Origin of the sequence: Pannonibacter phragmitetus, from assembly GCF_050510895.1 — a bacterium.
Taxonomy (GTDB): domain Bacteria; phylum Pseudomonadota; class Alphaproteobacteria; order Rhizobiales; family Stappiaceae; genus Pannonibacter; species Pannonibacter phragmitetus_B.
In genome coordinates this window covers 1,424,586-1,439,165 of the sequence record NZ_JBNINT010000001.1, presented here as the reverse complement: position 1 = coordinate 1,439,165, position 14,580 = coordinate 1,424,586, and the positions used below count along the sequence as shown (strand labels likewise).

The window sequence follows — 14,580 nt, the reverse complement described above, 5'->3', positions numbered from 1 at the left end:
GTTGCTAATAGAAGCCGCACACGCAAGCCCCTTTGACACCAGCCGATCCGCGCTTTCCAGACCGGCATCAGCATGAAAAGCAGACAGATGCACAATTAGGCATCACATTGGACAAAAAACAGGCAGTAAATCAGCTTGGCGGAACCGCCGGGATCGGCCACAGTGTCCGCAATGCCCCTTTTTTGGCGCTTTCGGGTGATGAGAAAAGTTGGCACGCATCGTGCAATGATGGAGGCAACAACGGGCCTCCCCGATCGCGCGATCCGGACCCCGCCGCAGAAACGTGCCAGACAATGGCCACCGAAACGGAGAGAGACGCAAGACGATGAAAAAGATCGAGGCGATCATCAAACCCTTCAAGCTCGACGAGGTGAAGGAAGCGCTGCAGGAAGTGGGTCTTCAGGGTATCACCGTGACCGAAGCCAAGGGCTTCGGCCGGCAGAAGGGACACACCGAACTGTATCGCGGCGCAGAATATGTCGTCGATTTCCTGCCGAAGGTAAAGGTGGAGATCGTCCTCGCCGACGAGATGGTGGAGAAAGCCGTCGACGCGATTCGCAATGCTGCCCAAACCGGGCGCATCGGCGATGGCAAGATCTTCGTCTCCAATATCGAGGAAGCAGTCCGCATCCGTACCGGCGAGTCCGGCGTGGACGCCATCTGAAGCCTTTCAATCCGTTTCGCGGGAATTTCCCGCTCCCAAGTTTCGCATCCGCAAGGCCGCTGCGCCACAGGCGCAGGCACTCAGGCTGCGAGAAAAGCCCACGTGAAAACAGAACACATAGGGAAGTGAATAATGACCACCGCTGCTGATATCCTTAAGGAAATCAAGGACAAGGACATCAAGTTCGTCGACCTGCGCTTCACCGACCCGCGCGGCAAGCTGCAGCACGTCACCATGGACGTTGGCCTCGTTGACGAAGACATGTTTGCCGAAGGCGTTGCCTTCGACGGCTCCTCCATCGCCGGCTGGAAGGCAATCGACGCCTCCGACATGACGCTGGTCCTGGATCCGTCCTCGGCCCACATCGACCCGTTCTTTGCACAGCCGACCCTCGTCATCCTGTGTGACATCGTCGACCCGCGCACCGGCGAGACCTACAACCGCGATCCGCGCTCCATCGCCAAGAAGGCAGAAGCCTACGTCAAGACCGGCGGCTTCGGCGACACCATCTTCTTTGGCCCGGAAGCTGAATTCTTCATCTTCGACGACGTGCGTTTCGCTTCCGAGCCGTACAACACGGGCTTCAAGCTGGACAGCAACGAGCTGCCGAGCAACCTCGACACCGAGTACGAAGCCGGCAACCTCGGCCACCGTCCGCGCGTCAAGGGCGGCTACTTCCCGGTCCCGCCGATCGACAGCTGCCAGGACATGCGTTCCGAGATGCTGACCGTTATGGCCGAGATGGGCGTGTCCGTTGAAAAGCACCACCACGAAGTGGCTGCCGCACAGCACGAGCTGGGCGTGAAGTTCAACACCATGACCGTTTGCGCCGACCACATGCAGATCTACAAGTATGTGGTTCACCAGGTCGCAAACGCCTATGGCAAGACCGCAACCTTCATGCCGAAGCCGATCTTCGGTGACAACGGTTCGGGCATGCACTGCCACCAGTCCATCTGGCGCGATGGCAAGCCGCTGTTCGCTGGCAACCTCTATGCTGACCTCAGCGAGATGTGCCTGTACTACATCGGCGGCATCCTGAAGCACGCCAAGGCCCTGAACGCCTTCACCAACCCGTCGACCAACTCCTACAAGCGTCTGGTCCCGGGCTATGAAGCTCCGGTTCTGCTCGCCTACTCCTCGGGCAACCGTTCGGCATCCTGCCGCATCCCGTACACCTCTTCGCCGAAGGCAAAGCGCATCGAAGTCCGCTTCCCGGACCCGACCGCGAACCCCTACCTCGCCTTCGCTGCGCAGCTGATGGCCGGTCTCGATGGCATCAAGAACAAGATCCATCCGGGCGACGCCATGGACAAGAACCTGTACGACCTGCCGCCGGAAGAGCTGGCCGAGATCCCGACCGTCTGTGCCTCGCTGCGCGAAGCCCTGCAGTCGCTGGACGCCGACCGCGAGTTCCTCAAGGCTGGCGGCGTGTTCGACGACGACTTCATCGACAGCTACATCGAGCTGAAGATGGAAGAGAACATGCGCTACGAAATGACCCCGCATCCGGTCGAGTTCGACATGTACTACTCTGCATAAGCCTTTCAGGCAGCAGATACGGAAAGCCGGGCCTTGCGCCCGGCTTTCTTGTTTCAGGCTTCCAGTGCCAGTCACGCAGCACCCGGCACGCCCACCTGCCCGATCGAGTTGATGCCGAAGCATCCGATCGGGATCTGGGCAAGCCAGGCAATCCGGTTTGCCGGGATACCAAGGCCCGTCATCACGTTGATGGCGTCCGTATAGCCCTGATCCCAGGGCTGCGTGACCGCATAGACGACCATTAGGTCGCCCCAGGCCGGCAGGTGGTTGGGATTTTGCGTGATGGCCAGGCGCATCTGATTCAGGTCCGCTGCCGAGACAACGCCTGCATTGGCGTGAAAAACAGAAGCGACCGGCGGATCATTCGGGTTGGCCGAGACCATCACCACCGAAGCGCAGGTAATCAGCCCAATGGCGGCCGTAGACGACGGATTTTGCGTTGCGTCGATCGTCTGACGGCCGAACTGATTGACCCAAAGATAATTCGGATTGGGGTTCGGATTGATGACAGGTGTCGGCCCGGCATTGCCTGAATTGGCTTGCTGGATCACCTGGCTGATCGACATGCTGGCTGTGCCAAGAGCGGCATTGATCTGATAGAGGGGCATCTCTTGTCCTTGGAATGAGGGAACGGAACAAGAAGAAAGACGCCCGGCGCTCAAATCTGTGACGCCCCATGTGCGCGCAGCTCACCCCTGCCGATTTACAACGGCTTGCTGCCGGTATAGAGCCAGACACACCAATTTGCCTCCCGAACATCCAGCGCGTGGAAACGTTACATGAGCGAGTACAAGTCCGGTTTTCTGAAGGTCCTCAACGAGCGCGGCTTCATTCACCAGATGTCCGACGCCGAGGGCCTCGACAAGCTGCTCTCGACCGAGACCGTGACCGCCTATATCGGCTTTGACTGCACGGCACCGAGCCTCCATGCCGGGTCGCTCGTGACCATCATGATGCTCTACTGGCTGCAGCAGACCGGCCACCGCCCGATCGCACTGATGGGGTCTGGCACCACCCGCGTCGGAGATCCCACCGGCAAGGACGAAAGCCGCAAGATCCTTTCCGATGAGGATATCGAGACGAACAAGGCCGGCATCCGCAAGATCTTCGACCGCCTCCTCACCTTCGGGGACGGCCCGAAGGACGCCATCATGCTGGACAATGCGGACTGGCTGATGAAGCTGAACTATGTGGAGTTCCTGCGCGACATTGGCCGCCATTTCTCGGTCAACCAGATGATCCAGCGTGACAGCGTGCGCCTGCGGCTTGAGCGTGAGCAGCACCTGTCCTTCCTGGAATTCAACTACATGCTGCTGCAGGGCTACGACTATCTGGAAATCTATCAGCAGACCGGCTGCCGCCTGCAGATGGGCGGCTCCGACCAGTGGTCCAACATTCTCTCCGGCGTTGATCTGGTGCGCCGCAAGGCAGGCGTGGAGGCCTTCGCCCTCACCGCACCGCTGCTGACCACCGCCTCTGGTGCAAAGATGGGCAAGACAGCCGCAGGCGCCGTGTGGCTCAACGCAGAGCAGCTGTCGCCCTATGACTACTGGCAGTACTGGCGCAACACCGAAGACGCGGATGTGGAACGCTTCCTGAAGCTCTTCACCGTGCTGCCGCTGGATGAAATCGCCCGCCTTGCAGCCCTGCAGGGCGCCGAAATCAACGAAGCCAAGAAGATCCTCGCCACCGAGGCCACTGCCATGATCCATGGCCGCGAGGCTGCAGAGGCGGCTGCCGAAACCGCCCGCCGCGCCTTCGAGGAAGGCCAGACAGCCGAGGGCTTGCCCACCGTGGAACTGCCGCGGACCGAGCTGGAGGCAGGCCTCGGCGTCCTTGCCGCCTTCGTGCGTGCAGGCCTGTGCGCCTCCAACGGCGAAGCCCGCCGCAACATCACCGGCGGCGCGTTGAAGGTGAATGACGAGAGCGTCACCGACGACAAGCGCAGCCTGACCATGGCTGACATCACCGGTGAAGGCGTGATCAAGCTCTCCATGGGCAAGAAGAAGCACGTACTGCTGCGCCCGGCCTGATCCGCCCGCCAGAACGATCCAGCAAGGCCCGGCCCGAAAGGTCCGGGCCTTTTGTTTGTGCGCTGACTATGTGCCGGGATACGTCAGGGGCCCTGCACTCACCGGAACTCGAACATCTTGCGGAAGATGCCCGGCGCGATGGCCGAGACCGGATTGACAGACAGCTCCGGCGCACTGATCGGGCCGGCCAGACGGTAGGTCACCCCAAAAGCCCTTCGTCCGAACCGCCACCGAGAGCAAAACCGAGCAGAGGAATCTTGCTGAAAAGGTTGTTGAGTGCAAAGACCGGCACATAGGTTCCCGTCAGTGCAAGGGTCCGCTGGCTGAGATCGACCTCGCCCGTCACCGTGCCGCCGACGACAGCGCCCTGCATCAGACCTTCCTCGACCTTGATGATCTCGCCATTGCGGGAGAACCGCAGATCCAGGCGGTCAAACGAAGCTTCGCCCGCCCGCACCGACTGGTTGACCACCACAGCACCTGTCTCATTCCGCGCTGACACGGGCAATTCGGCCAGTTTCCGTATGGCCGGATCCTCCGTGATCGACAGATTGCGGACGCCGAACGTGCCAAACCACTGGGTCTCCTCCGGCATGGAAATCAGCAAAGTGCCGGTTCCCCGCGCATGCGCGGATAGACATCAAGGAAACGCAGGACAGCACCCGTGTCGGCAAAATCGCCGCTGGCGGCACGCGTGTCGCCCTTGCCGCTGATCTCGAAGCGGAATGCACCACGGTTGTTGGTGGCCCCCTTCAGCGCCAGATTGCCAATGCCGCCCGGCCCGCCAGTCACCTTGCCGTCCACATCTGTCGCCACAACGCCATTGAAACCCTGCAACCGGCCTGCCTTGATGGCTATGTCGTAAACGGTCTTGTCCTTGGCGTCAGATCCACCCTTCTTGTCAATCAGAGCCTTTATCAGTCCGCGCGCGTCAAACTGGGCGCCGTTGAAAACCACCTTGTAGTGGTTGCGGCGCTGCTGGGTGATCTTGAGCGAGGCAGAATCACCGGGCCTGATCTGGAAGCCGGCGAAATCGGCCTCCCGGAAGCCACCGTCCTTGCCAAGAACCACTTCGCCGCCGATAGCCACACCATCGGAGGTCAGCTGAAAGTCCTTGAGCCGCCGGGTTTCGCCATTCTCACTCAAGATGAACTGAGCCTTCGCCGGAACGCCTGGTCCCTTTTCCCAGCCAATCTGCTCCAGCTTGACTGCCGCATCCGTCAGGTCAATGTCGAAAGACTGCCCGCCCGGTGTGTCGGCCAGATTGAGCACCATCTGCCCGCTGACCAGAGAACCAAGATCAATGCCGCGTTTGCCGAGTTCTTCTGCGGAAACCCTCAGCTCCACATCCTGACGCCGTTCACCCTGGCCTTCCTCGACCGGAACCAGCAGGTCAATATTGGCTTCCAACCCGTCAATACGGCCCTTGCCCTTGACCGCGACCTCCCTTGGATCTCGCTTCAATGGCGACATCCGCACCGGAAATCTTATGCCCGCGCACTGGCTGGGTGGACGAAAACTGGGTTAGCCGTGCCACAGCCGACCAGTCTACATCGGCAACCACAATGGACAGCCGCAATGGAAACCGCGCCGTCACATCGAGTTCTCCGGTACCGCCAAAGGTTCCTCCGCCCATCTGCGCCTTGTCGAGCGCGCGGAATGGGGGCGGTTGATCAGGGTGCCCAGATCCTGCGCCTCACCTGCAAACTTCAGCGAAATATCCGCCGGCTTGATGCTGCGCAGCGCCAGCTGACGAATCGTGAAGGTTCCTTCCGGCACAGCAACCGGCTTGGTGACCCCTCGACAATCCTTCCGTTCCGGCCGGAAACAGTCAGGACCTCGTTCTCGATCGTGATCTTCCCATCAAGACCGGAAATGGGCGGCAGGGTATCGAGCGGCGCCACGTCCACGTCATCGAACGTCAGGTCCAGCCGGACATCGTCTCCCCCAACCCGGGTCCGGATGGTGCTCGTCAAAGGCAGGGGGACGAATCGATACATCGATGCTGGCCTTGCTGATAAGGCCCGACAGCATGTGCTTGCTGATCCAGGCCCGCGCCGGCGGCGTCAGGGTGATCGGCCAGATCTGCTTCAGCAGAGCCACCGGCATGGCGTTGACCTCGACCGCCAGCGCCAGATAGGGACCGTCATCTTTCAGGTCGACAGTACCAACCGCACTGAGGCTTGCAGGCCCTGACTGGACCTGCGCCCTGTCGATATAGAGGCTGCGTGCGACCGGATCATAATGCGCCTTCAGGTGCACCCGTTCGGCCATGATCGGGTCCTCCTGCACATCGGCAGACCCAAAGACCGGATTGTCTGCACCAATCAGGATCTGCCAGTCAGGCCGCCCGGCGGCAGGTGGCGTCACCGTACCGTCAAAGCTGATGCGCGTGTTGCCCCGCACCACATGGGACGGCATGATCCGGATGCGCGGATCCTCACCCTCCCAGGCAAAGCCTACCGCCACCTCGTCATAGCGGATCGTCGTGGTGCCGATCTGGAACCATCCGTCCACCGCGCGGCCAACAAGAGTTGCCCGGTCAAAGACCCCGTCCTTGTCCAGCCTCGCCCCGAATTGAAGCTCCAGGGGCAGCCCAAGCCCGCGGCCGGAGCGCACCTGTTCGTTCAGCGGCAAGAGTTCGGCCAGCGACACATCCTTGACGTAGAGCCCGAGCTCACGGGCACCGGTCTCAGCATCCGTGCCGCGCCGCAAGGCCAGCTGCCAGGCGCCCATGCGCCCCTCGACCGTGCTCTCGGCATAGATGGCACCCGTTGCGTCCCGTCCAAGCGAAGCGTCGATATTGTCAATGAGGCGCGGGGTCGGCCCGGCAATCTCAAGACGCCCATCACTGACGCGGATCACATCAAGGCTGCGGCGGCTCAATTCTTCGTCCACCAGAAGCGCAATCCGGTCAACAGCTTCCATCAGGCTGTTCATTTCCGGCATCAGCGCGGGCCCATCCCCGCCTTCCAGTGTGATACGCGGACGCTCGATGTCGAGACTGCGGAATTTCACCTCGCCAGTCAGAAGCGGCGCGAACTGAAGAACGGCCTCGGTGCGCGGCAGGAGGATACGGCTTTCGACCTCCCCCTGATCGTGACACCGGCATCGTCAATGACAACCTGCGGACCGTTGGCCGCAAACAGATCCAGCCGTACCGAGCCGACAGACACATCGGCATTGACCACGCGGGCGCGGGCCTCCACCAGTTCCCGGGCGAAAGGAATGGTAACGGGCCCCCAGTAGAGCCGCCCAAGCAGCCCCAAAGTGCCAGCCAGCGCCAAAACACAGAGGAACCCGCAGGCACGGATCAGCTTCCGGCCTAATCCAGACCGGCGCTCATTCCGTATGACAGAAGCGTTCTGCGGTTCGTGCGGCGGAGACAGCGTTTAGAGCCTTTTCGTTTCTTTCCCGGTACAGCGAATCCTCCGATCCGCTGTAATACTTCATTATGCAACAAAGCCAGCCGCGAGGCGCGCGCCAAGCACCGACAACTGAATACCGTTCCGGATAAATCCACCGACTATGACATGAGGAAGGCAGCATGACCGATTTGACAGTTTCAGCCCCTGCGCCAGACGTGGACCTGCTGCTCGGCGATGACGAAAAGGTAAAGCTCTCCAGCCTGCAAGGCAGCCCCGTGGTGATCTATTTTTACCCCAAAGCCGACACGCCCGCCTGCACCGAAGAATGCATTGCCTTCAGCCAGGCCAAGGCGCAGTTCGAAGCCCTTGGTGCAAAGGTCATCGGCATTTCGCCGGACCCGGTTGCCAAGAACGCGAAGTTCAAGGGCAAGCATGGCCTGACCGTCGACATCGCCTCCGATCCCGACACCGCCGTCTGCCAGGCCTTCGGCGTCTGGGTGGAAAAGTCCATGTATGGCAAGACCTACATGGGTGTGGAGCGCAGCACCTTCCTTGTTGCAGCCGACGGCAAGATCGCCCAGATCTGGCGCAAGGTGAAGGTGAAGGGCCATGTCGACGCCGTGCTTGAGGCTGTGCGCGGGCTCTGAACGCAGGTTTGCGGGGGTGCACAGATCCAGCGTCCCCGCCCCTTGCGGAAACTGAAAGGCGTTGCGGGCATGAGCGGCTTATTTCCATCCTCGGCGCAGGACACTCTGGCCGGGCGTGCCAATGCCATTGTGCGCACGCCAGACCTCTCCGAAAAAGTCCGCCTTGCCTATGAGACCGCCAAGCTCTGGTATGCCCGCAGCCTCGCCCTGGGCTCACCATCTGCTTCCGCCCAGATGCCGGACCGGCCCGGCCGCCCGGAGCGTCCTGTGCTTCTGGCCCCGCGTGACATGCCCAAACGCAGCATCGGCGGCGAAGCGGGCAGAATAGCCCTGCTTCATTCGCTGGCTCATATCGAACTCAATGCAGTGGACCTGACCTGGGACATCATCGGCCGCTTCGTGCATGTGCCAATGCCGCGCTCCTACTATGACGACTGGGTGCGCGTCGGGCTTGAGGAGGCCAAGCACTTCAGCATGCTGGAAGAGCGCCTGCAGGAACTCGGCGCGGCCTATGGCGATCTGCCTGCCCATGACGGGCTTTGGCAGGCCGCACAGGCCACCGGGCATGACCTGACCGCACGTCTTGCGGTGATCCCGCTGGTGCTGGAGGCACGCGGCCTCGACATTACCCCGCCGATGATCGAAAAGGCGGCCGCACTTGGCGATCATGCAACCGCACGCATCCTGGGCATCATCTACCGGGACGAGAAGAACCACGTTGCCTTTGGGGCCAAGTGGTTCCGATTCCTGTGCGACCGCCACGGTGAGCGGCCTGAGCCACGCTTCCATGAGCTGGTGCGCACCCATTTCAGAGGCCCGCTGAAACCGCCCTTCAACGACCGGGCGCGCTCAGAAGCTGGCCTGACGCCAGGCTTTTACCGCCCCCTCGTCAAGCTTGCCCCTTGAGGAAAACTGACCTGAAGGCGAAGTATGAACGTCAGGAAAGGTGTTTGTTAACCTTAACCGTTTCTAATGATTCCGGACCAGGGCAGAATCCGCCCCTTCCGGATGCATGGACAACGGCATGTCAGACTTTCCTTCAAGAGCCCGTCAGGGGTTCGGCAAGCGCAAGGCACTGCATCAGGTCACCATCACGACCGGTGAACGTACCCGGACTTTCACCATCCGCCCCTGGCTCGCCGCAGGAACCTGCCTGACCCTTGGGCTTTTCATCACTGGCTATATGGCGGCCGCCGCCTATTTCGTGATGCGCGACGACCTGATTGAAAGCCGCCTGACGCAGCGCACGCAGGAAGCTGCCGTCTACGAAAATCGCATCGCCTACCTTCGTGCCGAAATAGACCGCCTGACCAGCAGCCAGATGTATGAGCGCCGCTCCGTCGAAGGCATGATCGACACTTTGCTGCAGCGGCAGAACGAGCTTCTCGACCAGCATGGCAAGGTTGCTGCCATTCTCGACAAGGCGACACGCAGCGGGCTTGACGTCGTGTCCGGCCCCGCCATTCCGGCCGCCAAACCGGAGCAGTTTTCCGATGCAGGCGCTGCCAGCAGTCTTCTGGCCATTGGCGGGCCGGAAGCCCCGCTGGAAAATCCCTTCGCGGCGCTCGGTCTGCGTGGCAGCAGCGAAAACGGTCTGATGGACACTCCCCTTTCCGCCTTTGCGCCCTTGCCGGCAGCACAGGACAGCCTGACGGCAAAGCCACTGCCGGAAGCGGAGGCCCCGCGTGACGATCTTCTGGGCATCGGCGCAGCACTGGACCGGATCAACGAGGAAAGCAACGCCGCGCTGGATGCCATCACGCTTGCAGCCGAGCATGAAACCAGTCAGCTAACCGCTGCGGTCCGCCCTCTGGGCTACCGCATCAGCGACCTTGCGGGCAATACGGAAGCGACCGGTGGCCCCTATGTGCCGCTCGCTGCAGCAACCCTGGACGAGAAGATCATGCGTGCCGAAGCCGCTCTTGATCTGCGCGAAAAAGTCCGCAAATCCATAGGCACCATTCCTCTTGCGCGCCCCATCCCGGCAGCACAGATCACCAGTGATTTCGGCCCGCGCATTGATCCGTTCCTAGGCGGTCTGGCCATGCATACGGGCATCGATTTCCGCGCTCCTTATGGCACGCCCGTGCGCGCCACGGCTCCGGGCACGGTCATCACCGCCTCCTATCAGGGGGCTATGGCCGGTTGGTGGAAGTTGAGCATCCTGACGGGCACCTGACCCGCTATGCCCACATGAGCGCTATCACGGTTGCCGTGGGGGATGAGGTGAAGGCCGGCGATCAAGTTGGCCGCCTCGGCAACACCGGCCGCTCGACCGGTCCACATCTTCATTACGAAGTCCGGCAGAACGATGAGGCGCTTGACCCCATGACCTTCGTCCGCACTGGAGATGATGTCTCAAGACTGATGAAGCGCTAGTTTTCGCCCTTCTGCCGCATCAGAAAAACCCCGCCGGATCACTCCGGCGGGGTTTTTCAGTCTTACGGTTTTTGCGGTTCCGCTCAGTCGATGTCCGAAACCTCGGCATCCTTGCCGCCAAAGACGCGCTGCGCGAGAGCCGCTTCGATGAAGTCATCGATCTTGCCGTCGAGCACATCCTGCGGCGAGGAACTTTCCACGCCCGTGCGCAGATCCTTCACCATCTGGTAGGGCTGAAGCACGTAGGAGCGGATCTGGTGTCCCCAGCCAATGGAGGTCTTGGACGATGCTTCCGCATTGGCCGCCTCTTCGCGCTTTTGCAGTTCCGCCTCATAGAGGCGTGCCTTCAGCATGGACCAGGCGGTTGCGCGGTTCTTGTGCTGCGAACGGTCGTTCTGGCACTGGACGACGATACCCGTCGGAATATGCGTGATACGCACAGCCGAGTCGGTGGTGTTGACGTGCTGGCCACCGGCACCAGAGGCGCGGTAGGTGTCGATGCGGCAGTCGCTTTCGTTGACCTCGATATCGATCGAGTCATCGATCACCGGATAGACCCAGGCACTGGCAAAGCTGGTGTGGCGGCGGGCCTGGCTGTCATAGGGCGAGATACGCACCAGACGGTGCACGCCCGATTCGGTCTTCAGCTTGCCATAGGCATTCTCGCCCTTGATGAGCAGCGTCGCCGACTTGATGCCCGCTTCTTCGCCATCATGGTACTCGAGAAGCTCGACCTTGAAGCCCCCGCGCTCCGCCCAGCGGCGGTACATGCGCAGCAGCATGCTGGCCCAGTCCTGGCTTTCCGTGCCGCCCGCGCCCGAGTTGATTTCCATGTAGGTGTCATTGCCATCCGCTTCACCGGAAAGCAGAGACGCCATCTGCAGCTTCATCACCTCGGCCTTGAGGCCGCGCATCGCCGTTTCGGCTTCCTCGACCACATCCTTGTCGCCATCAGCGGTGCCAAGCTCGATCAGCTCGATATTGTCGGCGAGTTCCGATTCAAGGCGGCGCACGCCGGTAATGCCATCTTCAAGCTGCTGACGCTCACGCATGAGCTTCTGCGCCTTGGACGGGTCATTCCACAACGTGGGGTCTTCAGACAGGGCGTTCAGTTCATCCAGACGGACCAGAGCGTGATCCCAGTCAAAGATGCCTCCTCAGCAGGCTTATGGCCTGCTTGATTTCGTCGACGATGCCTTCCATCTCGGCGCGCATCGGATACCTCTCAAAGCTAGTTCAGGAATGTCGCGGCCACCGCCTCGTTGCCGGGGCAGTGGCCGCAAATCGTGGCGGAGACTAACGGCGCAGGCTGGCCATGTAAACAGCTAGCCGCGCAGGCAGATCTCCGGAAGGATCAATAAAGTCCGCCTGTGCCGGTCATCACGGCCGCACCAGCTTCCGGCGAAACGGTGCGCGGCACGCCCATTTCATCCTCGAAACCAATGACCGAGTAAGTGTCCGGCGGAGCGGTGCCCGGCTTGAAGGATTCCAGAATGGTGCCTTCAGCCCCGGCAACCGCACGCATGCCGGTATGCCGGTTGATCGGAATCAGCTGCAGCCCCTTCGGGACACGGAACTCGACCGGCGGGCTGCCCGCCAGGGCTTCCTTCATGAACTCGGTGAAGATCGGCGCAGCGACAAGGCCACCCGTCGCACCGCGTCCCATCGGGCGCGGCTGGTCATAGCCGACGAAGACGCCAACAGCGAGATCCGGCGTATAGCCAACGAACCAGGCGTCCTTCTCCTCGTTGGTGGTGCCGGTCTTGCCGGCAACCGGACGGCCGACAGCACGCACGCTGGTGGCCGTACCGCGCTGGATCACGCCTTCCATCATCGACGTGATCTGATAGGCGGTCATCGGGTCAAGCACCTGCTCACGCTCGTCGATCAGCTCAGGCTCGGCCTGGCCGGTCCAGTCATTGGCATCACAGGTTTCACAGATACGGCTGTCATGCTTGTAGATCGTCCGGCCATAGCGGTCCTGAATACGGTCGATCAGCGTGGGCGTCACCTTCCGCCCGCCATTTGCAAGGATCGAATAGGCGGTGACCATACGCAACACGGTCGTCTCACCTGCACCCAGCGACATGGAGAGCACCGGCATCATGTTGTCATAGACACCAAAGCGCTTGGCATATTCCGCAACCAGCGGCATGCCCATGTCCTGTGCAAGACGGATGGTCATGAGGTTACGCGACAGCTCGATACCCGTGCGCAAAGTCGAGGGGCCATAGAACTTGCCGCCATAATTCTGCGGACGCCAGGTCGCCTGCCCTGCCTGCTCCAGTTCGATAGGCGCGTCCAGCACCACACTCGACGGCGTATAGCCATTGTCCAGTGCCGCAGCATAGACGAAAGGCTTGAAGGCCGAGCCCGGCTGGCGCCAGGCCTGGGTTGCCCGGTTGAACTCGCTCTGCGCGAAACTGAAGCCGCCGACCAGCGCCTGGACACGGCCCGTGAACGGATCCATCGCAACAAGCGCACCGGAAACCTTCGGGATCTGGCGCAACAGATAGCGGCCACCCTCCTTCGGGATTTCGACGTAGACCACATCACCCTGCTTCAGCACATCGCTGACAGCAGCAGGAGCCCGCCCGCCGACCCGTGCCCACTTCATGTCGTCAAGCTGCAAGGTCGTCTTTTCACGCTCAGGATCAAGCGCACCGCTGACGAGCCTGCGCGGCTGCAGTCCAACCTCCGCAGTTCCCTGCCCGGCCTCAAGAACAACAGCAAGGCGCCACTCGGGAAGATCAGAGAAGGCCTCGACCTTGCCAAGCTCGACACCCCAGTCGCCTGCGACCGGAATCGTCGTCACTGGCCCGCGCCAGCCGCCACCCCGCTTCTGATCAAACTCAAGAAGGCCATTCATGAGCGTCTTGCGGGCAATTGCCTGCATCTTCGGGTCCAGCGAGGAGCGGACGGAAAGACCGCCTTCGTAGAGGCTATTCTCACCGTAGATCGACGCAACCTGGCGTCTGACTTCTTCCGTGAAATATTCAGCGGCAAACAGCTGGGTGCCGGTTTCACGCGGCTTCACCGTCAACGGCTTGGCCTTGGCCGCTTCGGCATCGGCCGCGCTCACATAGCCATTCTCGACCATGCGGTCGATGACCCAGTTGCGGCGCTCAATGGCGCGTTCCCGGCCACGGAAGGGATGATAATTGTTCGGCGCCTTGGGTAGCGCCGCCAGATAGGCCGCTTCCTCAAGCGTCAGTTCATGCACCGACTTGTCGAAATAGACGAGCGAAGCTGCCGCCACACCGTATGCGCCGAGGCCGAGGTAAATCTCGTTGAGATAGAGCTCGAGGATCTCGTCTTTGGTATAGGCCTGCTCGATGCGCAGAGACAGGATCGCTTCCTTGATCTTGCGGTCAACCGACAGTTCGTTTGTCAGCAGAAAGTTCTTGGCGACCTGCTGCGTGATCGTCGAAGCGCCCTCAGGACGGCGGCCGGAACCGAAGTTCTGGACAAAGCGCACCACGGCACGGGCAATGCCCTCCGGGTCAATGCCAACGTGCTCGTAGAAGTTCTTGTCTTCAGCAGAAATATAGGCCTGCTTCAGAATATCCGGCATGGCCTGAATCGGCAAAAACAGACGCTTCTGCTTGGCGTATTCAGCCATAAGACTACCGTCAGCGGCATGCACACGGGTCATGACCGGCGGCTCGTAGTTCTTCAGCGCCGTATAGTCCGGCAGATCTTCGCCCAGCTTCTCCAGATAGATCCAGACACCGGCTGCGGCCACCAGTCCCAGCACCGCGCCGATGCCGAACAGATAACCGAAGAACTTGATCAGAAATTTCATGCCTTGGGCTCGCTTCTTCCCGGCCAGAGTGCTGCTGCCGGTCCCCTACCATATTCCGGTCGGGCTGGACACAGATGCAGACGGAAATCCGGGTTTACCTCGGGACCTTAGTCGTCGAGCAATATGGCGATGCTGAGGCATC

Annotated in this window: 13 protein-coding genes and 1 pseudogene; 6 read left to right on the top strand and 8 right to left on the bottom strand. The window is 61.2% G+C overall.

Annotation, left to right across the window (positions count from 1 at the left end):
- Positions 1-325 precede the first annotated feature (325 nt).
- Together ACQB61_RS06755 and glnA are read left to right on the top strand one after the other, a co-directional pair.
- A complete protein-coding gene (locus tag ACQB61_RS06755) occupies positions 326-664 on the top strand; it encodes a P-II family nitrogen regulator (RefSeq protein WP_019964692.1) in 339 nt (112 codons plus the stop codon).
- 132 nt (positions 665-796) lie between these two features.
- Positions 797-2,206 carry a type I glutamate--ammonia ligase gene (gene glnA / locus ACQB61_RS06750; RefSeq protein WP_430512010.1) on the top strand — a complete coding sequence of 470 codons (1,410 nt, stop codon included), beginning with the start codon at positions 797-799 and terminating at the stop codon, positions 2,204-2,206.
- A gap of 71 nt (positions 2,207-2,277) precedes the next feature.
- Here the strand turns inward: glnA and ACQB61_RS06745 are convergent, their stop codons facing one another.
- Positions 2,278-2,814, bottom strand: a complete 537-nt coding sequence (locus tag ACQB61_RS06745) for a hypothetical protein (protein ID WP_430512009.1) — start codon at positions 2,812-2,814, stop codon at positions 2,278-2,280.
- Between the two features lie 171 nt (positions 2,815-2,985).
- On the opposite strand from ACQB61_RS06745, the gene tyrS reads away from it, so the two are divergent.
- Positions 2,986-4,239: a tyrosine--tRNA ligase gene (gene tyrS / locus ACQB61_RS06740; protein ID WP_430512008.1), complete on the top strand. Its 1,254-nt coding sequence runs from the start codon at positions 2,986-2,988 to the stop codon at positions 4,237-4,239.
- Positions 4,240-4,438: 199 nt separating this feature from the next.
- Here tyrS and ACQB61_RS06735 read toward each other — a convergent pair whose 3' ends face one another.
- The 5 genes from ACQB61_RS06735 to ACQB61_RS06715 form a co-directional block, all read right to left on the bottom strand.
- Positions 4,439-4,846: an AsmA-like C-terminal region-containing protein gene (locus ACQB61_RS06735; RefSeq protein WP_430512007.1), complete on the bottom strand. Its 408-nt coding sequence runs from the start codon at positions 4,844-4,846 to the stop codon at positions 4,439-4,441.
- Positions 4,840-5,703 carry a hypothetical protein gene (locus tag ACQB61_RS06730; protein ID WP_430512006.1) on the bottom strand — a complete coding sequence of 288 codons (864 nt, stop codon included), beginning with the start codon at positions 5,701-5,703 and terminating at the stop codon, positions 4,840-4,842. Before ACQB61_RS06730 ends, ACQB61_RS06735 begins: the two co-directional genes overlap by 7 nt.
- A 129-nt stretch (positions 5,704-5,832) precedes the next feature.
- Positions 5,833-6,018: a hypothetical protein gene (locus ACQB61_RS06725; protein ID WP_430512005.1), complete on the bottom strand. Its 186-nt coding sequence runs from the start codon at positions 6,016-6,018 to the stop codon at positions 5,833-5,835.
- Positions 6,019-6,150: 132 nt separating this feature from the next.
- A complete protein-coding gene (locus ACQB61_RS06720) occupies positions 6,151-7,257 on the bottom strand; it encodes a hypothetical protein (RefSeq protein ID WP_430512004.1) in 1,107 nt (368 codons plus the stop codon).
- 8 nt (positions 7,258-7,265) lie between these two features.
- Entirely contained in the window at positions 7,266-7,508 is a 243-nt protein-coding gene (locus tag ACQB61_RS06715) for a hypothetical protein (protein ID WP_430512003.1), read from the bottom strand.
- 278 nt (positions 7,509-7,786) lie between these two features.
- Here ACQB61_RS06715 and bcp point away from each other — a divergent pair, with 278 nt between their 5' ends.
- From bcp to ACQB61_RS06700, 3 genes and pseudogenes are all read left to right on the top strand, one after another.
- Entirely contained in the window at positions 7,787-8,254 is a 468-nt protein-coding gene (gene bcp / locus ACQB61_RS06710; protein WP_430512002.1) for a thioredoxin-dependent thiol peroxidase, read from the top strand.
- Between the two features lie 69 nt (positions 8,255-8,323).
- Positions 8,324-9,160, top strand: coding sequence for a ferritin-like domain-containing protein (locus ACQB61_RS06705; protein ID WP_430512001.1), 837 nt, complete (start codon positions 8,324-8,326; stop codon positions 9,158-9,160).
- Positions 9,161-9,266: 106 nt separating this feature from the next.
- Positions 9,267-10,633: pseudogene (locus ACQB61_RS06700) on the top strand (M23 family metallopeptidase).
- 83 nt (positions 10,634-10,716) lie between these two features.
- Here the strand turns inward: ACQB61_RS06700 and prfB are convergent.
- Together prfB and ACQB61_RS06690 are read right to left on the bottom strand one after the other, a co-directional pair.
- Positions 10,717-11,848 (bottom strand): peptide chain release factor 2 gene (prfB, locus tag ACQB61_RS06695; protein ID WP_430512000.1). Its coding sequence is split into 2 segments (ribosomal slippage): positions 10,717-11,778 and positions 11,780-11,848, totalling 1,131 coding nucleotides; the frame shifts between segments, so codons are not numbered across the junction.
- A 139-nt stretch (positions 11,849-11,987) separates the two neighbouring features.
- Entirely contained in the window at positions 11,988-14,438 is a 2,451-nt protein-coding gene (locus tag ACQB61_RS06690; protein WP_430511999.1) for a penicillin-binding protein 1A, read from the bottom strand.
- Positions 14,439-14,580: the final 142 nt, after the last annotated feature.

What these genes read in the sequence shown, in the direction of transcription:
- ACQB61_RS06755 (WP_019964692.1), top strand. Translation starts at nt 326, where the DNA reads ATGAAAAAGATCGAGGCGATCATCAAACCCTTCAAGCTCGACGAGGTG.
- glnA (WP_430512010.1), top strand. Translation starts at nt 797, where the DNA reads ATGACCACCGCTGCTGATATCCTTAAGGAAATCAAGGACAAGGACATC.
- ACQB61_RS06745 (WP_430512009.1), bottom strand. Translation starts at nt 2,814, where the DNA reads ATGCCCCTCTATCAGATCAATGCCGCTCTTGGCACAGCCAGCATGTCG.
- tyrS (WP_430512008.1), top strand. Translation starts at nt 2,986, where the DNA reads ATGAGCGAGTACAAGTCCGGTTTTCTGAAGGTCCTCAACGAGCGCGGC.
- bcp (WP_430512002.1), top strand. Translation starts at nt 7,787, where the DNA reads ATGACCGATTTGACAGTTTCAGCCCCTGCGCCAGACGTGGACCTGCTG.
- ACQB61_RS06705 (WP_430512001.1), top strand. Translation starts at nt 8,324, where the DNA reads ATGAGCGGCTTATTTCCATCCTCGGCGCAGGACACTCTGGCCGGGCGT.
- ACQB61_RS06690 (WP_430511999.1), bottom strand. Translation starts at nt 14,438, where the DNA reads ATGAAATTTCTGATCAAGTTCTTCGGTTATCTGTTCGGCATCGGCGCG.